The organism is Terribacillus sp. JSM ZJ617 (assembly GCF_044383785.1).
Classification (GTDB): Bacteria; Bacillota; Bacilli; order Bacillales; family Amphibacillaceae; genus Terribacillus.
On the sequence record NZ_JBISEQ010000002.1, the window covers coordinates 413,049 to 431,906 of the forward strand.

An 18,858-nucleotide genomic window follows, 5' to 3' on the forward strand; every position below is an offset into this window, starting at 1 on the left:
TCTTCTGTATCCTTACTCAGATAGGCCTGTTTTTCATAAAGGTTTTGACAGGAAAGGGCTGCACAATTATCATAATAATCAGAATTATTAATTATATTTAAGGAGGCGAAAAATTGCAGATATCTGAGATCATGAACAGCGGTATTCTGTGGGTGTTCTGTCTGCTAGTCGTATCTATCGTTATTTTTCAAGGAGTCGTATTCATGCGATCTGCGTTTCAGGTGAAAGCCAGTGTTGGTATGACAGATCGAGAGGCCCGGAGTGCGATGAAGACAGGTGCTATTGCAGCAATTGGTCCTGCTTTAGGCAATATTATCATTGCCGTTTCACTGATGACGTTGATCGGGAATCCGCTTACGATGATGCGCAGTGCAATTATCGGATCCTCCGCTACCGAATCACTCGGTGCCCAAATGGCTTCGACAGCTTATGGCACAGAGCTGGGATCGGCAAACTTCGGTCCTGAGGCGTTCACAACCATCGCTTGGACATTGTGCATTGGCGGCACAGGGTGGTTAATCGTCACGTTTTTCTTTACGAAGTCGTTAGGCTCTTTCCAAAAGAAGATAACAGCACGTAAAAATGGTACCAAGAAGATGGTTATTATCTCAACCGCAGCCATGTTGGGCGCGTTCGGTTACTTCGCTGCAAATGAGGCAGTGAAGAGCAGCGGGCATACCTTGATCATCCTGACAAGCATTCTGATAACAATCGGCACCTTATTGCTAGCTAATAAGTTTCATCTGAACTGGCTGAAAGAATGGGCATTAGGCTTTGCTATCATCGGCGGACTGACCGTCGGCTACTTTATAGGTTAAGAAAGGGAGGGAAAGGAAAATGGCTAAAACAGCAGAACAGGTCATAGTACAGGAACAGCTGATGGAAACACAGCAGCAATCATTTGATGCTTTTCATGTAAATGCCCATTTCTGGGGCAGACTCACAATTGGCTGTGTGATCGTATTATCAGCAGCATTGCCGCTTTACCTATCTTTTGTCGAGGGCTATCATCCTGGATGGCAGGCCATATTCGCAGCCTTTCTCGCATATATCGCCTTAGTTGGATTTGCCTGGGTAGTGGAGCCGGTCAGTTACTACGCAACACTCGGGGTCTCTGGGACGTACCTTAGTTTCCTAACAGGTAACATCGCTAACATGTGTCTGCCGTCCGCGGCTGCAGCTCAGCAAGTGATTGGCGCGGAACCAGGTACGAGAAAAGGAGAGGTAGCAGCAACTCTTGCTATAGCGGCAGCCAGCTTTATGAATATCGCCGTGCTTATTCCCGTCATTTTAGGAGGATCGTATATCCTATCCGTCATCCCCGAATCCGTTCAGGCTGCATTTGCCTATATCATTCCTGCTATCTTTGGAGGCATGATTGCTCAATTGGCTATGAGAAAACCGCTTTTCGGTGTGATCGGCATCGTTTTCGGGATCCTGATGACACAGCTCCCAATCCCTATCTTCTTTAAAGGCTTAGTCTGTATGTTCCTGACAGTCATTATCTGTGTACTTTTGGAAAACAAGCAAGCATCTAAATCTAACAATAAAGGAGAGATGGTTCATGAGTAAAAAAGAGCTGGTTCGTAATCTGGAGGAGTTAGAGCACGTCACAGGAAGTTTAGCACTTGATATATGGCAGCATCCTCAAATCGCTTATGAAGAGACTTATGCGAGTGCAGCGCAGAAGGGTGTGCTGGCTGATGCAGGTTTCCGCATTACAGGTAACATCGGCGGTTTGCAAACTGCTTTTTATGCGGAATACGGGAGCGGCCATCCTATCATCGGCATATTAGGTGAATTTGACGCTTTGCCAGGTTTGTCCCAATCAAGCAAGCCATATAAGGATCCTGTCAGTGAAAACGGACCAGGTCACGCGTGCGGCCATCATTTGCTCGGAACAGCTGGTGTAGAGGCCGTGCTTGGGCTGAAGCAGCTTATCGATGAAGGAAAGGTGAACGGTACAATCCGCTATTATGGCTGTCCAGCAGAAGAGGTGCTCTCTGGCAAGACATTCATGGCAAGAGAAGGTGTATTCGACGACTTGGATTGCTGTCTTACCTGGCATCCAGGAACGAGCAACGTCGTCCAGAATTATAGTACCCAAGCAATGATCTCAATCAAGTTCCGTTTCCATGGTATACCGGCGCACGCAGCAGGCGCACCGCACGCCGGACGAAGTGCGCTTGATGCTGTGGAAATCATGAATATCGGTGCCAATTACCTGCGTGAGCATCTAGTGGATGGCACCCGTATCCATTATGCTATCACCAACGGAGGCCAAGCGCCGAATATCGTTCCGGATGAAGCCGAAGTATGGTATTACCTTCGAGGCGAGAACCGGGATCAGGTAGAAGATATGCTGATGCGAATGCATGATATAGCAAAAGGAGCAGCATTGATTACTGGCACCTCAACTTCGCATGAACTTTTAGCGAATTGTTATCATATGCTGACAAATGATACATTGGATACGCTGAATTATCGCAATATGGAGGATTACCCGATGGAAAGCTTCACTTCGGATGAAGTTGCTTATGCTGCTATTCTGCGTAAATCAATGGATCCGAAACTCATTGAGGAATCCCGTCGTCAGTTAGGCCTTGATTCTAATGACATACTGCCGACCAAGAATTTTTATAACATGACGATGAAAGATACGACGATGCCTGGATCGACAGATGTCGCCGATGTAAGCTGGATCACACCACTTGCCAGTATCGGTACGACTTGCGGGCCGATTGGCACCCAAGTACACGCTTGGCAAGCTACGGCAGTATTCGGAACGAGCATCGGCCTGAAGGGCATGCATTATGCTGCAAGAATCATGGCTTTGACCGCATATGATCTTTTGACGGAACCGGCACTCGTTGAGCAGGCGAAAGCGGAATTCGCAGAAGCCACTGTCGATAAGCCTTATCAAGCTGGTCTAGATGAGACTGTATTAGCCCCGGGAACAGAACGAAAAGAGCAATTAATCTAATTGTAATTGACTTCCATTTCACTTTTGATATACTGTAACCAACAAACACGAGAGGATGATGGGTGGCCGATGATTGATTAATCTTGTTTTTAACGAATTGAAAAGTCATTTTCAACGCGTATAAAATAGGATTAGTCTGCCCATTTTCAAACTGAACGGAAACGTATACCTCTCCAAGGACGTATGTGTATTTCTGGTACGGCTAATCCTTCCAATTTATTTTGGGAGGATTTTTTTCTGTCCTCCTATGTCAAGGAGCGATTACTTATGAAAGAATTAATCAAAGTACAGCAAATGACCTACAAGTATGGTGAACGTCTTATCGTACAGCAAGCAAATGCTACAGTACACCAAGGTGATGTGATTGGTATAACCGGAAGGAATGGCGCAGGTAAAAGTACATTATTGCAGCTTATGGCAGGAAGTAAGCCTGTGACAGAAGGTTCAATATGGAAGGCAGATTCGCTAGGGATAGAATTAGTGGAACAGGAAAGAGAAATTTATTCTTCTGAATCAGTTCAGTCTGAAGCAGCTGTACTGCTAGGCAAATGGCGAGTTCCATCCACTTCTTACCATAATATGAGTGGAGGAGAGAAGCTGAAAGCAAGACTTGCGAACGGCCTTTCCAGCAGGGCAGACGTATTGCTCCTTGATGAACCAACTAATCATTTAGATGAAGACAGTGTGAACTTGCTTGTGGAAGAAATCAAAAAAACCAACAAAACAATTCTGATCGTTTCTCATGATCGCTATTTACTAGATCAAGTGGCTACAAAGATATGGTCTATAGAAGGGCAGAGGCTTCATACTTTTGCAGGAAATTATACTGCTTATACAGATCATAGAAAAAAAGAAAAAGCGGCACAGCAGCATGCCTATGAAAAGCAGCAGAAACGCATCCAGCAAGTAGAGAGTCAAATTGCTTCCCTGCAAAATTGGAGTACAAAAGCACATGCACAATCTACCAAACAAGAAGGCGCCAAGGAATATTATCGTAAAAAAGCAAAACGAATGGATAAGGCTGTGAAATCAAAGCAAAAGCGACTGGAAAAGGAATTGGAAAAAGAGAAGATCGAAGCAGCTGTACCTGATCATGGCGTATCCTTCGAACTAAGCACAGCCCGTAAAAGGGGGAAACGATTTCTGGAATGTATAAATGTAACGAAGCAATATGATGATAAGATACTTTTTCAAGATGCCAATTTCACTATCAAGCATGGGGAAAAAATCGGTTTGCAAGGACCAAACGGCTGCGGAAAATCAACTTTTTTCCGGATGATAACCGAAAATGAACCATATGCAGGAGAAATATGGATTTCGCCAACAGCTAAGATCGGTTATCTCTCACAGGATGTATATGATCTGCCCCTGAATAAGTCACCTGGAGAGATCTTTCACAAGGAAACATTTGATGAGAGGGGAAAGGTACAAACGCTGCTTCTGAATCTTGGGTTCGATAAAGAAAGCTGGACGCTTCCGATAGAAGGAATGAGTATGGGAGAGCGTGTGAAATTGAAGCTTATGCAGCATATCCTGGCAGATAAGGATGTACTTTTGCTAGATGAACCAACAAACCATATGGATCTTCCATCCAGGGAACAATTGGAACAAACCCTCACAGCTTACAGCGGGACACTTCTCGTTATCTCCCATGACCGCTATTTCAGAGAGAAAGTGACAGATACACAGTTAATCATACAGGGAGGGAAGATAAGCAAGAATCTCGGTACAACAGCAGCTAAATCAGAAACAGAAGATGATATTCTTCTGATGCAGCTTGAAAATGAACAGCAGGAAGTATTAGGGAAGCTGAGTTTGCTGGCACCTGGAGATACAGCATACAAGGATTTGGATGAGCGTTTTAATCAACTGATAAAAAGAATTAGACAACTGAAGAATTAGATGAAAAATAGAAGAGTCGTGTATTCAAAAACATGACTCTTCTTTCCTGCTACCTTCTGTAAACAAAGAGGTACCACCAGCTATTAAAAGCGCAAGTGGTCAGTTTTGATTGATCTCTTCACATAAACTCTGCATGTTCAAAACACTAATTAACAAATGTAAACGGGAGTATTTATGTATGTAAACCTTCAGTCCTATATAAAAGGTAATAGTCAAGTTTTCCTGAATTTAAAAGAAATTCTAATATTGAACCATCTTCTGATGGAGTATGTTAAACTTGGGAAAAAAATAGATATGGAGGTCATAATAACAGAAAATACTACCACTTAGTTTTAGAATATAGCATACTGTCGATTCCCCCTCATAGTTTTCGGAATATTAATTATATTTAATCCTTCCTACTTCATTGAAGCACTCAGCTAAATATCAGCCCAATTCTTATTTATAAGAACCAATATTCTTTATAAAGGTAATTTATGATAATAAAAGAAAAAATACGTTGGTTTTGTGCTTCAAATAAAGCAGTGAAGGCCCAACAGAAATTACTCCGCATTTATTAAGGTACAACTGCCTTACTATTAAGTATCTAATTGCAAGCTTGATAGAAATGTAAACTGGACGATGGCTCGTTCGCTGCCTCTTTTTCCCGCAAAACAAAGAAAATCCTTTAAGTGCTCAATCTTGTAAAGAATGGCGATATAACCATCGGACTTACTCGCTTTACTATGTAGTGAAAGCTATTTATAAAGCTTTGGTATCAAATAATAAATAAGGGGATGGGGATATGTTCAAAAAGAAATGGGCGGCAGCCGCTTTAGTTGCTGCGATTTCAGTTACGGCTTTAGTTGGAATCAAACCTACAGATGTGAAGGCTGAAACAGATGTGAAGGCAATTGTTGAAGGAATGTCGGTTGAAGAAAAAGTGGGTCAAATGCTTATGCCGGATTTCCGCAACTGGCAAAAGCAAGGGGAAAGCAAAGCAACAGGTTTTACAGAGATGAACGATGAAGTGGGAAGCATCATTCAGAAATATCATTTAGGAGGAGTTATCCTATTTGCTGAAAACGTCGTAGATACTGAACAAACAGTCCGTTTGATAGATGGCTTGCAAAATGCAAGCCCGGAAATACCGCTTTTCATAACCATTGATCAGGAAGGCGGAATCGTGACACGTCTGCAAACGGGAACGAATCTGCCAGGCAACATGGCGTTAGGTGCAACACGAAGTGAGAAATATGCCTATCAAACTGGCAAAATCATTGGGGAAGAATTATCGTCTCTTGGTGTAAATGTAAACTTCGGCCCCTCATTGGATGTAAACAACAATCCTGATAATCCTGTAATCGGTGTCCGTTCATACAGCTCTAATCCAGAGCTTGTCTCAAAGTTAGGCATTGAGACTATACAAGGACTGCAACGACAAAATGTTGCTGCAACGGCAAAGCATTTTCCAGGACATGGCGATACCGCTACTGACAGTCATTACGGTTTGCCGCTTGTTACACATGACAAGGATAGATTACAAGCTGTAGAGCTTCTGCCTTTTCAGAATGCAATTGATGAAGGTGTAGATATGATTATGACAGCTCACGTTCAATTTCCTGCTTTTGATGATACAACGTATATCAGCAAAAAAGACGGTCAGGAGATTTTGGTTCCAGCCACACTTTCCAAAAAAGTGTTGACAGGATTGCTGCGCGAGGAAATGGGATTTGAAGGTGTCATTGTCACAGATGCCCTTAATATGAAAGCGATTTCAGATAACTTCGGCCAGGAAGAAGCCGTCGTATTAGCTTTAAAATCAGGTGTAGATATTGCGTTGATGCCTGCACAAGTGAACTCTTTGGAAATGGAAAAGAATTTGGCTTCCGTTTATGACGCAGTAATAGAAGCAATCGAATCCGGAGAACTCCCGATGGAGCAAGTAAATGCATCGGTTGAGAGAATTCTAAAATTGAAAGAAAAACGCGGTATTTTGGATCCTGACAAAATGCCAATTGAAGAAAAAGTAACTAACTCATTAAAAGTAGTAGGCAACAAGGAGCATTTGAAGCAAGAAAAGAAAATGGCGGAGGATGCTGTTACGCTTTTGAAAAACGAAGACAAAACACTCCCTTTCAAACCCAAAAAAAGTGAGAAGGTTCTCGTGCTTGCTCCATTTGATGATCAAGTAAAAGCGATGACAAGAAGCATAAACGAATTAAAAGGCAGGAAGAAAGATGTTGAAGTTACTGGCTATGCTTTCTCGGAAAAGTCCTTCAATGAAGAGGTGGCAGCCATGGTTGATGAAGCAGACTATGTTATTACCGGTTCCTATGTTGTGAAAAATGACCCCGCTGTAAATGATGGCGTCATTGATGACAGTATCCAGGATTCAAGCAAATGGGCAACAGCTTTTCCAAGAGCTGTCATGAAAGATGCTGAAGCAAAGAATAAAAAGTTCGTGTTAATGAGTCTGCGCAATCCTTATGATGTCGGAAATTTTGAAGAAGCAAAAGCTGTGCTTGCGGTCTATGGTTTTAAAGGCTATTCAAATGGTGCCTATAGACAGCCGAACATTCCTGCCGGCATTAAAACGATTTTTGGTGAATCAAAGCCAAAAGGTATATTACCAGTAGATATTCCATCTGTCACTCAACCTGAAGAGGTTCTTTATCCATATGGTTATGGACTCGATATTCGTTCAGGGAAGCTGCTTAAATAATCCGAATAAAGGGGAGGAGTTCCATTGAAAAGAGTATTGTTGATGGTAATGATTCTGACGCTTGCTTTAAGTGCTTTTCCTGCGGAAAAAGAGGTTGCTGCCCATAAGAGGAAGAAAGATAGTAAAGTAACGCCTGGTGTTGAGGTCCTTTTAGATGATCAGAAAGAACTTTTAAAAGACAAAAAAGTTGGCTTAATTACCAATCCGACCGGTATCGACTCAAAAATGAACAGCATTGTTGATTTGCTGCATGAAGATCCGGATATTGAACTGACAGCGTTATTCGGTCCTGAGCATGGCGTACGCGGTGATGCTCAGGCAGGAGAATATGTTGAATCGTATATAGACGAAAAAACAGGGCTCCCTGTATACAGCCTCTACGGACAAACAAGAAAACCAACACCTGAAATGCTCAAAAACGTAGAAGTGCTTGTCTTTGATATCCAGGACGTCGGCACACGGTATTACACATACATCTACACGATGGCTTATGCCATGGAAGCAGCAAAAGAAAACAACATTCCCATTGTCGTGCTTGACCGTCCGAATCCTCTAGGCGGACTTTCAGTTGATGGTCCTGTACTCGAGCCTGATTTCTCTTCCTTTGTAGGGATGTATCCAATTCCAACAAAGCACGGTATGACAGTCGGAGAGCTTGCTTCCTTCTTCAACGAAGAATTCAATATTGGAGCAGATTTGAGAGTCGTCAAAATGAAAGGCTGGAAGCGATCCATGGATTTCGAAGACACAGGACTTCCATTTGTCCTGCCGTCACCAAATATGCCGACAGTTTCAACAACATTTGTTTATCCTGCAACCGGTCTGATTGAAGGAACAAACCTCTCAGAAGGGCGGGGAACAACCAAGCCATTTGAACTGATCGGCGCACCTTTTATCAACAGTACAAATCTTGCTGCAGAATTGAACTCACTCAGTCTGCCAGGCGTGACATTCAGGGCCGCATCCTTTACACCGACATCTTCAAAACATGCCGGAAAACTCAGCCATGGTGTTGAAATTTATGTAACAGACCGCGCTGAATTCGATGCGGTAACTACAGGACTTCACATCATTAAAACAATTCATGACATGTATCCAGACGATTTCGAATTCCTTTCAAACAACTTCTTTGATAAATTAATTGGAAACGATTGGGTCAGAACAATGATTCTGGAAGGAGCATCCGTTAGAGAAATCACGAAAAAATATCAGAAAGATCTATATGAATTTAAGAAGGTTCGAAAAGAGTACTTAATTTATAAGTAATTGTTTCAAAAGGGTGGAATCATTATGATTCACCCTTTTTTAGTATATCAATCGAATTTGAGTAACGCAGCTGAAATGAACTTTGCAAGCGTAATTAACAAAAGAGATGGGATCAACAGGAACACCATTAAAAACAAAATAGGATACACTATAAATATTGCTGCAGATAAGGTTAGAATGAAAAACTATGCCGTTTAAAGCATCTGGTAACATAGTAGCTATCGACAGCCGAAATTAAAGGACATCAAGGAATAAAACTCGGTAGCAATGCGAGAAAAATTTATAATAAGCACAGGTGAACCTACAACTACAAATCATGGATAGTTAAAAAGAAGGCGTAAATAGAAAGTAGAAGTAAGTGAACAATTGGTACTCGTTATTTTAAAATAACTTAGTTTACATAATATATATTATCGGAAGTAAATGAAAAACGCTGTATCTTATCTCAAATCCCAAGTATTCTTAAGATAGTGAGACAAAATCGAAAAAATGGACTGTGCAAACAGTTTTGCTGCACAATCCGTTTTTCTTATTAATCTGCCACGTGTAATACGATTTTTCCTGTATTCTTATTGCTTTCCATATATTCATGAGAATCCGAGACTTCTGCTAACGGAAATACTTTATCGACAATCGGCTTGATTGCTTTAGATTCTAACAATGGCAATACATTATCAATTAGATCAGCTGTCAGTCTGGCTTTGTAATCAATGCTTCTTGTGCTTAATAATGTTCCTTTTACATGTAAGCGCTTTGCAAGCAACGGCATTATTGATACATTCTCTAGCTCCGTACCACCTAAGAATCCAATTAAGATCAATCTGCCGTCAGTTTTAAGTGTTTTGATATTCTGATTCCAGTATGTTGCTCCAATGAAGTCTAGAATAATATCAGCGCCTGTATCGGCAAGCTTCTCAGCAAAATCTTCTTCTTTGTAGTTAATTGTGATGTCAGCGCCAAGCTCTTTACAGAAATCCAGTTTTTCCTGTGATCCAGCTGTAACTGCAACTGTTGCACCTGCTTGCTTCGCCAATTGTATGGCAGCAGTTCCAACACCACTTGCACCAGCATGGATCAAGACGGTTTCACCCTGTTTAAGCTCTCCGAGCCAATGTAGGGTCTGATAAGCTGTCAGGAAGACTTCCGGGACCGCCGCTGCCTCTTCATAGCTTAGATGCTCTGGAATTGGCATTGCCAGCTTACTGTTAAGTACAGCGTATTCAGCATAGCCGCCGGATGGAATGAGTCCAAAGATGCGGTCTCCCTTTTCCCATCCGTATGCTTCCTCTCCTGCTTCTTCTACGACACCGGCAATTTCCAAGCCTAAAATAGGATCGAAATCACTGGATGGATAGTTTCCTTTGCGCTTTTCTATATCGGCACGGTTAATTGCTGAAGCCTTTACAGCGACAAGAATTTCGTCCGGTTTTATTTTTGGTTTAACAGATTCCTCCAGTTTTAACTTTTCTGGGCCTCCGAAACCTTGTAATGTGATTGCTTTCATAGTTAAGACTCCCTTTCTGCCTTTATTTTTATCCTTTACGGAAAAAAAGTAAATAAATCAGCACTATCCAGAATGGAAGGGCGAACAAGAGCCCGATTAGCAGACCTTTGAAGAATTTCATGCTGCTGCACCTCATTTCGTGTGCTTTTTCTTATTGTTAACCATATGATAAAAAGCTTAAACATGCAAAAACCCGGCTCCGTTATCTGGAGCTCGGGTTGTGCACTGCTTGATATACGGGCGATCTTGCTTGAATAGTCTCTAAATAGTAATCGAATAATTCACTGGAAGCATTCGTCCAGGAGTGCTTCTCAGCTTCTATTCGCACATTCTGCTTCATTATAGCTGCTAATTCCTGATTATCGAGTCTGCCAACCGCTTTACTCATGCTGGCTACATCCTCATTTTCAAAGAGGAATCCTGTCTTGCCTTCCTCGATTTGCTCCAGTGTCGGTCCGCTTTTAGCAGCAATGACTGGAATACCGGATGCCATAGCTTCTAGTATAACCAGACCGAGTGTCTCGGTAACAGACGGGAACAGAAAAGCATCCGCAGAAGCAAACGCCTGTGATAGCTCTTCTCCATGTAGAAAGCCTGTGAACAGCGTGTTTGTTCCTGCAAATATCTTCTCCAATTCTTTACGAGCAGGACCGTCCCCGATAATAGCTAATGCTAAGTCATCCCGTTCATCCAGCAATGGACGAATCTTATGGATTTCCTTTTCAATTGCCAGTCTGCCGACAAAGATAAGCAGTTTCTTACTATGATCTCCTTGCAAAAGCCGCTCACGCATACGTTCTGAATAAAAATTCGGATGCCGTTTCTCTATATCGACGCCTCTGCGCAACACATGCATCCTCTCGAAGCCGTGTTCGTCAAGCTCCTGCTTGATGGCAGCAGACGTACACAGATTAATGTCAGCTGTATTATGCAACCTACGGAAATGCCACCAGAATAATGGCTTTAAAGGTTTATACAACTTGTAATAATCAAGGTATTTCGGTACATGTGTATGATAAGACGCCAAAAGCGGCAGTCCTTTCTTATGTGCATAATGTATTCCCGCTACCCCGACCAGGGCTGGGTTCGCCACATGTACGAGATCCGGCTGATGCTTCTCCAGCAAGGATTTAATTCGCCTAGTCGGCAAGGAGAATTTCTTGGAACGGTAAAATGGCATCGTTACCGTTCCAACCCCTTCCACAAGAGCGCCTTCGTACTCGGTAACACCTAATTCCGGAGCGATGACGACGACTTCATGATTCTGGCTGCGCAGGAACTTGATCGCTTCGGTGAGCCGGGTGACGACACCGTCAGTCGATGGCAGAAATGTCTCGGTGATAATGACGATTTTCAATGTGTACTCCTATTTCCACGTAACCGTAGGGAGAACATTTTCTTTGATGACGCGATCTTTATGTTCAAGAGCCGTCTCCAGAATTTCACGAAGCACGTCATCTGTTAGCAGATTCGGTTCAAGACCAAGATCACGGAGCTTCGTATTCACCGCATTATAGTAATGCTCTTCTGCTTCCACTCTAGGATTTTCGATAGATTTGATCTGTGGATCAAGACCCTTCTCCCGGCTGACTTTCTGCACCTTCTCAGCAAGTTCTTTCACAGAGAAGCTTTCTGTGAATTGGTTGAATACCCGGAATTCCCCTGCATCTGCTGGATTCTCTGCTGCAATTTCCACACAGCGGATTGTATCTGTGATATTCAAGAAGCCACGTGTCTGTCCGCCGCTTCCATATACAGTGATGTCATGGCCAGTAGCTGATTGAATGAGGAATCTGTTCAAAGCTGTACCAAAGACACCATCATAATCGAAACGGTTTGCAAGAACCGGATCGAGTTTCGTCTCTTCTGTATGAAGACCATATACGACACCTTGATTCAAGTCTGTTGCACGAATGCCCCAGATCCTGCAAGCAAGCATGATGTTATGGCTGTCATGCACCTTGGATAAGTGATAAAAAGAACCCGGCTGTTTCGGGAATGGCAGTTTATCCTTTCTGCCTTTATGTTCAATTTCGATATAGCCCTCTTCAATATCGATATTAGGGGTACCGTACTCTCCCATCGTACCAAGCTTAATCAGATGACAAGATGGAGCGAATTCCTTGATTGCATATAATACATTCAAGTTTCCGATCACATTATTCTGCTGCGTGTAAACTGCATGCTCACGATCGATCATGCTGTACGGTGCCGAGCGCTGTTCCGCAAAGTGGACAAATGCGTCAGGCTGTGTCTGACGGAATACTTCCGCTAGAAAATCATAATGATTCAAGTCGCCTATGTATGTCTTGATTTCCTTGCCAGTCTTCTCTTTCCACTTTGCGACGCGCTCTTCCAAGGAATAAATTGGTGTTACGGAATTGGATCGTAATTCTTCATCATACTTACGTCTTACTAAGTTATCGACGATTGCTACTTCATGACCTTGCTTGGACAAATAAAGGGCTGTCGGCCATCCGCAGAAACCATCTCCACCAGCTACAACAATTTTCATGACTCATCCTCCTGTGACATCAACATTTCTTGGTACGTTCGTTAACAATTATATGCTAACGATGCTGCAATGAAAAACAATATGGTGTTAAGGAAGATTTGAGAATGTGTAAATAAGTTGTTAACTGTTCAGCCCGCGATCCAATTTTTTCAACGGCTTTTTCGCCGGTCCTTCGAGGACATCACCTGTTCCAGAAAAACGTGAACCATGACAAGGACAATCCCAGCTGGATTCAGCACTATTCCAATTGACTTCACACTTCATATGGGTACAAGTTGTATCGACTTGGTGGATTTCTCCGTTTTCGTCCTTATAGACACCAAGCAGCAGGCCATTAAACCGCACTTTGGTCGCTTCGCCCCGCTTCAGATTCGGGACATATTCATATGGCTGTTCCAGTTTACCTAGCACAAATTCCTTCGCAACTTCCATAACATTCTTAGTTACACTACCCAAATCCGGGTCAGCCTGAAACCTCGATGGCTGATAAATATTTTTGTAGCGGCTGCTGCCTGCCGTAATAAGTGAACTGATTTCAAGACCTGCAACGATACTGCTAGTCATACCCCATTTACGATATCCAGTAGCGACAAAGATATTATCGTTGCCTTTGCTGATATGACCGATGTATGGCAGATTGTCCAATGTGACGATATCCTGGGCCGACCACATATAGATTGGAGTCTCTGTATCCAGATAAGCAGCAAAGTCCGCGAGTTCCTTATAATATGTTTCCTCAGGATGACCTTCACCTGTCCGATGGGATTCCCCGCCTATGAGAAGCAAGGTGCCGTGCTCTTCGGTTTCAATGCTGCGCACGGATCTGGAAGGAGTATCTGCATTGATATACATGCCGCCAGGATAAGACGTTTTTGGCTTAGCTGCCACTACGTAAGATCTATCCTGATACAGTCTGGCAAAGTAGAAGCCTTTTCCGTCGTAAAAAGGAAAATGCGAAGCAACGACTACCTTTTTGCAGTTTACCTTCAATCCGCTCTTTGTAACCACAACAGGTTCCTGTCCCTCTTCGATAGTGTCAATTGGAGTATCTGTATATACCTTACCTCCATTATCAAGAAATACTTGAAGTAAACCGTTAAGGAATTCCAGCGGATGATATTGGTACTGTTCTTTCATGATCAATGCCTTCTCTACATCAAAACCAAGCGGAATCGAATCAGTCAGTTCTCCCTGTATACCAAGCTTCTGATATGCGTCGTATTCCTTCTCCAGCTTATTGATGTTTTGTTTATCCTTTGTATAGATATAAGCGTCCTGTTCTACCAGATGGCAGTCGATACTGTGCGCGGAAGTCGTCTCTTTTACAAATCTGATAGCATCCATGCACGCTTCATAATGTGTCTTAGCTGTATCCTTATTAAAATGCTGGATATATTCATCGTAGATCAACCCATGCTGAGCAGTCAGCTTTGCGGTCGTATAGCCTGTAGTTCCGCTATAGAGACTGTCAGCCTCCAGAATAGTCACTTGCCGCCCTTCCTTTGCAAGCATGTATCCTGTGACAATACCGGTAATACCTCCGCCGACAATGACGATTTCACTTTCTGTATCGTAACGGAGTGTCTCAAACTGCGGTATCTCTGTCTTCTCCCGCCAATAGCTTTTATTATGTGTCATGATTATCCTCCATCTGTAGTGATAGCACCATTTTTGCCAAAGAAATGATGTGTTAATCAGATGTTTTTTGTATACGCTATCAGGGAAGACGTTTTGCAAGGAGGCGGTATAGGTATGAAATGCGTACAGATGGTAGTTGGAGGTAAAGTTCAAGGTGTTGGTTTCCGGCTTGCTGCCGCTGAAATCGCCCGAAATCTTGAGTTAGTGGGTTTTGTCCGGAACGAGGCAGATGGTACTGTTAGAGTTGATGCTGAAGGTGATCCAGAAAAAGTAGAACAATTCATCCAGCAGATCCGCAAAGGTCCGAATAACTTTATAAAAGTGAAACAAGTCGATTTGAAATACTTAGAAAAACAACAAGGCTTCAGACGTTTTGAAGTAAGGTAAATGAAAAACGCCCGGCATATAGCCAGGCGTTTTTTTAATCTACCTTTTTCAAGTCCTTTACTGCTGGTCCTTCAATAACTTCCCCGCTTGCTCTGAAGCGAGAACCGTGGCAAGGGCAATCCCAGGTTGTTTCTGCATTGTTCCAATGCACTTCACAACCCATATGAGTACAAGTAGTGTCCACTTTATGGACAGTACCATCATTATCTTTATAGATACCAACCAGCTTGCCGTTTTGTCGTATTTTCCCTGCTTCTCCACGACTCAGTTCTTCGCTGGTCTTTTCTGTTTTCTCAAGTTTTCCGGATACGAGCTCTTTACTTACTTCCACCATATTTTTAGCTAATGTACCGATGCCTTTGATCCCGTCCTGCCGTGCCGGATCGTAAATATCGTTATAGATACTTTTGCCGTTTTCAATCAAAGAAGTGATTTCCTTCGCTGCGGTGATGCCCCCGGACATACCCCATTTGCGGAATGCGGTGGCAACATAAAGATTTTGAGTGCGTTTCGTTATACGGCCGATATAGAAAAGACTATCCAGACTCATGAAATCCTCTGCGGACCAGTTATAATCAAATTCACCTATATCGAATTCCGATCTGCCCCAATTGCGGAGATTACTATAATGTTCTTTCATATTATTTCCTTTACCGGTTCGATGCCCATCGCCACCGACCAGCCATAATGTATTCCCGCTCTTGTCCTTTGCACTTCGGACAGATCTTGATGGACTGTCAATGGATATATACATGCCGCCTGGATAGGTATGCGGGCTTTTACCTGCAACGATGTAAGATCTAGCAATATCCAAACGTGCAAAGTAACCTCCTTTGAAATCATAAAACGGGAAGTGAGTAGCTATTACCACATGCTTGGTTGTTACACTCCCGCCACCCTTCAGCTTGACAGTAGCTGGTTCACCTTCTTCGATTGTTTCGGCACGAGTGTCTTCATAAATATGCCCGCCATGTGAGCTGATGTATTCAGCCATCGCTTGGAGGAAAAGAAGCGGATGGAATTGTGCTTGATTATCCATCCTTACCGCTTTTTGTACGGAAAGCGGCAGTGCTATTTCGTCTACCAATGCACCTGGTATGCCTAGCTTCTCATATGCTTGCCATTCCTTTTCAATTTGGCGGACATTTTTCTTTTCATCAGTGAAGACATAAGCGGGTTCCTGGCTTATTTGAAAATCTGCCTGTAAATCCTTTTCTGTTTCCCTTACAAAATCAATTGTTTCCATTGCTGCTTCAAAATGAATTCGAGCAGTTTCTTCGCCAAATTTGCTGATCAGCTGATCATAGATTAAATCATGCTGAGCTGTCAATTTGGCTGTCGTATAGCCTGTTGTACCATGCCCGAGTTTCAATGCCTCAATTAAAGTGACTTTATAGCCTTTTTTTGTAAGTAAGTAAGCAGTAGTGATTCCTGCGATGCCTCCGCCGACTACGCAAACCTCTGTTTCCGTATCCTCTTGCAGCTTCTCATAGTTCGGAAAACTGCTTGTTTCGATCCAATAAGATTCATGCTTGCCAGTCGACATATAGTGACAACTCCTTTTTTGTTACACTTAACCTATTTGAGGAAAAGATAAACAAAAAAATCCACTGCCTATTGGCAGTGGATCTGCTTAGTTTTCCTGGAAGAACTTGCGGTTGATTTCAATATACTTCGTTTCTTCCGCTGGTACCTCATCTTCCATGAAGATCGCTTCAACTGGGCATACCGCTTCACATGCACCACAATCGATGCAGATGTCAGGATCGATATAGAACATATCTTTACCTTCCGCGATACAGTCAACCGGGCAAACTTCCATGCATTCGCCTGCCTTTTCCGCTTCACATGGGGAAGTAATGACAAAAGCCATGTGTACAGCCTCCTCTACTACTATAAATGAACCGGTCATTCGACACGGTTTTTATCCAGGTATACTGCGACTTCGCAAAATACAACGAACTATATGTATTTATACCCTATCGATTCAAATTATAACAACAATATTCGATAATAACAACGGGCGTACTCAATATTTGACAGCTTGCTTGTTCTGCCTAAAAACTTCATACTTGACATACACTGTAGCAAAGGAGGCGATCCATATGGAGATAACACTGCAGGAAAGCTGTCAATTAAGTACGGTGGCAACACTGTTCCACCTCCCGACGTATGTCCTGTTCGCTGCAAATCCGTTTCTGTCCACGCATGTAAAATCACAGCAGCCTATCCAGGTTCCTGGCTATGCTCCAAAGTCATACACTCTCGATAAGGAGATGACAGATGCTGCCTTAGCATCTGCTTATAAGCTTCCGCTAAAACTGGTTCAACTATTGTATAACGCTTCCCGCTTCCCTGCAGGTACTGAGCTCATACTCCCGCAGCAAGTGACCTATCCGGTAACATGCTTCCGCCACCAGTATGATTATGCTACTTGTCTTCATGATATAAGAGCGCTTCATCAGCTTTTTCCGTATATCCGCATGCGTACAGTATACAAATCGGTACTGGGAAAACCAGTAACGGAACTTCAAATTGGCAAAGGGAAGAAAAAGATTCATATAAATGCAAGTTTTCATGGCAATGAGTGGATCACTTCCTTGGCTCTCATGAGGTTCGTAAATGAATACTTGCTCGCTGTCACACATGACAAAAAGCTTTTCGGTTACCCTGCAAGCAAGTTATATCGAGAAGTGACGCTTTCAGTTGTACCTATGGTAAACCCGGATGGTGCTGATCTTGTCATTCATGGAAGTAAAGCTGCCTATGACTATGAAGAACTTGTCCAATTCTTGAATGAGGGCTCTTGTGATTTTCAAGGGTGGAAGGCAAATATAACAGGTGTTGATTTGAATAAGCAGTATCCTGCCAAGTGGGAATACGAGCAGCTGCGGAAACCAAAACTACCTGGTTCTCGTGATTTTCCGGGGCTTACGCCTTTGACTGAACCGGAATCGATTGGGATGTATGAGCTCGTCCGCAAAGAAGATTTTGATTCAGTTGTGGCGCTGCACACGCAAGGAGAGGAAATCTACTGGAGCTTCGAGGAGAAAGAGCCGCCTTCTGCGGAAAAGCTAGTCGCTCAGATGGAACATCTAAGCGGATACAAAGCAGTAAAGGAACTCGATAACTATGCTGGATTTAAAGATTGGTTCATTGGATCATATCAACGCCCTGGCTTTACGATTGAACTGGGCAAAGGACAAAATCCCCTGCCCCTAGAACAAGTCGATACAATTTATGAAAAGCTGTGCACCATTTTAATGGTCATACTTACAAGTGATAGCATTTAGGCATTCCAGATTCGTTCGACCATATAACTGCCGCCAGTGCGCTGCACCAGAAATACATCCGGATTAGAAAAGCCTTTCCAATGAGAAAATCCGATATCAGTCTGGAATTCCTTCAAAAGGATTGCCAGAAGATTCCCATGTGTGACCAGGACTACAGTTTCCAGATGCTCTTCAGCTTCCAGTTCATCGATCAGGGCGCGCACCCGGATTCTGGCATCATTTGATGATTCACCGCCCGGAAGGCGCAGATCAAAGTCGGCAAACGACTCTTCCAATACTTCCAGCCAATCATCAACAGGTTCTTCACTTAAGATTCGCTCCTGCAGCCGCCGGTCGAGCTCTATCGGTATATCTGCTGCATCGGCAAAAGGTTTAATTGTCTCGACGGCCCGGAAGAAGGGGCTGGAGAGGACACGCTGGATCGGATAGTCCAGCCGTTTCAAAAAAGCAGCAAGCGATCGGGCTTCATTTATTCCTTCATACGTTAGCGGCGAGTCTTTATGCTGTCCTTGTGCATTGCAATGACGAACAAGAATAATCCTTTTCACAAGCCCCATCTCCTTCTAGCTATGCTTAGCCTTATTATCGGTTAACAATCGGACAATTACAAGCATAGGAAAATGCTAGCCAACAAAAAAGGCTAACCTCTACTAGGTTAGCCTTTAC

Annotated in this window: 15 protein-coding genes; 8 read left to right on the forward strand and 7 right to left on the reverse strand. The window is 43.1% G+C overall.

Annotation, left to right across the window (positions count from 1 at the left end; translation table 11 throughout):
* The first annotated feature begins 113 nt into the window (after nucleotides 1-113).
* The 6 genes from ACH6C1_RS08260 (at nucleotide 114) to ACH6C1_RS08285 (ending at nucleotide 8,855) form a co-directional block, all read left to right on the forward strand.
* Nucleotides 114-818, forward strand: coding sequence for a DUF5058 family protein (locus tag ACH6C1_RS08260; RefSeq protein WP_366249760.1), 705 nt, complete (start codon nucleotides 114-116; stop codon nucleotides 816-818).
* 19 nt (nucleotides 819-837) lie between these two features.
* Nucleotides 838-1,572, forward strand: a complete 735-nt coding sequence (locus ACH6C1_RS08265) for a small-conductance mechanosensitive channel (protein WP_366249761.1) — start codon at nucleotides 838-840, stop codon at nucleotides 1,570-1,572.
* Nucleotides 1,565-2,983 carry an amidohydrolase gene (locus tag ACH6C1_RS08270; protein ID WP_374076270.1) on the forward strand — a complete coding sequence of 473 codons (1,419 nt, stop codon included), beginning with the start codon at nucleotides 1,565-1,567 and terminating at the stop codon, nucleotides 2,981-2,983. Before ACH6C1_RS08265 ends, ACH6C1_RS08270 begins: the two co-directional genes overlap by 8 nt.
* Before the next feature lie 267 nt (nucleotides 2,984-3,250).
* Nucleotides 3,251-4,885 (forward strand): ribosomal protection-like ABC-F family protein, encoded by a 1,635-nt coding sequence (gene abc-f, locus ACH6C1_RS08275; protein WP_374076272.1) that lies wholly within the window; start codon nucleotides 3,251-3,253, stop codon nucleotides 4,883-4,885.
* A 784-nt stretch (nucleotides 4,886-5,669) separates the two neighbouring features.
* Entirely contained in the window at nucleotides 5,670-7,589 is a 1,920-nt protein-coding gene (locus ACH6C1_RS08280) for a glycoside hydrolase family 3 protein (RefSeq protein WP_374076274.1), read from the forward strand.
* A gap of 42 nt (nucleotides 7,590-7,631) precedes the next feature.
* On the forward strand, nucleotides 7,632-8,855 hold the full coding sequence (locus tag ACH6C1_RS08285; RefSeq protein WP_374077174.1) for an exo-beta-N-acetylmuramidase NamZ family protein: 1,224 nt from the start codon (nucleotides 7,632-7,634) through the stop codon (nucleotides 8,853-8,855).
* Nucleotides 8,856-9,387: 532 nt separating this feature from the next.
* Here the strand turns inward: ACH6C1_RS08285 and ACH6C1_RS08290 are convergent.
* The 4 genes from ACH6C1_RS08290 to ACH6C1_RS08305 all read right to left on the reverse strand — a co-directional run bounded on the left by ACH6C1_RS08290 (nucleotide 9,388) and on the right by ACH6C1_RS08305 (nucleotide 14,512).
* Nucleotides 9,388-10,359, reverse strand: a complete 972-nt coding sequence (locus ACH6C1_RS08290) for an NAD(P)H-quinone oxidoreductase (protein ID WP_374076276.1) — start codon at nucleotides 10,357-10,359, stop codon at nucleotides 9,388-9,390.
* 202 nt (nucleotides 10,360-10,561) lie between these two features.
* Nucleotides 10,562-11,716, reverse strand: coding sequence for a glycosyltransferase family 4 protein (locus tag ACH6C1_RS08295; protein WP_374076278.1), 1,155 nt, complete (start codon nucleotides 11,714-11,716; stop codon nucleotides 10,562-10,564).
* Between the two features lie 9 nt (nucleotides 11,717-11,725).
* Complete coding sequence (locus ACH6C1_RS08300) at nucleotides 11,726-12,874, reverse strand: NAD-dependent epimerase/dehydratase family protein (protein WP_095222730.1); 1,149 nt, start codon at nucleotides 12,872-12,874, stop codon at nucleotides 11,726-11,728.
* Between the two features lie 120 nt (nucleotides 12,875-12,994).
* Nucleotides 12,995-14,512, reverse strand: a complete 1,518-nt coding sequence (locus ACH6C1_RS08305) for an FAD-dependent oxidoreductase (RefSeq protein ID WP_374076281.1) — start codon at nucleotides 14,510-14,512, stop codon at nucleotides 12,995-12,997.
* A 114-nt stretch (nucleotides 14,513-14,626) separates the two neighbouring features.
* Here ACH6C1_RS08305 and ACH6C1_RS08310 point away from each other — a divergent pair, with 114 nt between their 5' ends.
* On the forward strand, nucleotides 14,627-14,899 hold the full coding sequence (locus tag ACH6C1_RS08310; protein ID WP_176465708.1) for an acylphosphatase: 273 nt from the start codon (nucleotides 14,627-14,629) through the stop codon (nucleotides 14,897-14,899).
* 34 nt (nucleotides 14,900-14,933) lie between these two features.
* Here the strand turns inward: ACH6C1_RS08310 and ACH6C1_RS08315 are convergent, their stop codons facing one another.
* Nucleotides 14,934-16,445, reverse strand: a complete 1,512-nt coding sequence (locus ACH6C1_RS08315) for an FAD-dependent oxidoreductase (protein WP_374076283.1) — start codon at nucleotides 16,443-16,445, stop codon at nucleotides 14,934-14,936.
* 87 nt (nucleotides 16,446-16,532) lie between these two features.
* Entirely contained in the window at nucleotides 16,533-16,772 is a 240-nt protein-coding gene (locus tag ACH6C1_RS08320; protein ID WP_093728423.1) for a ferredoxin family protein, read from the reverse strand.
* Nucleotides 16,773-17,004: 232 nt separating this feature from the next.
* Here ACH6C1_RS08320 and ACH6C1_RS08325 point away from each other — a divergent pair, with 232 nt between their 5' ends.
* On the forward strand, nucleotides 17,005-18,192 hold the full coding sequence (locus ACH6C1_RS08325) for a M14 family metallopeptidase (protein ID WP_374076286.1): 1,188 nt from the start codon (nucleotides 17,005-17,007) through the stop codon (nucleotides 18,190-18,192).
* Here ACH6C1_RS08325 and ACH6C1_RS08330 read toward each other — a convergent pair.
* Nucleotides 18,189-18,740 (reverse strand): histidine phosphatase family protein, encoded by a 552-nt coding sequence (locus ACH6C1_RS08330; RefSeq protein ID WP_374076288.1) that lies wholly within the window; start codon nucleotides 18,738-18,740, stop codon nucleotides 18,189-18,191. The two genes, ACH6C1_RS08325 and ACH6C1_RS08330, sit on opposite strands and share 4 nt — an antisense overlap.
* Between the last annotated feature and the right edge of the window lie 118 nt (nucleotides 18,741-18,858).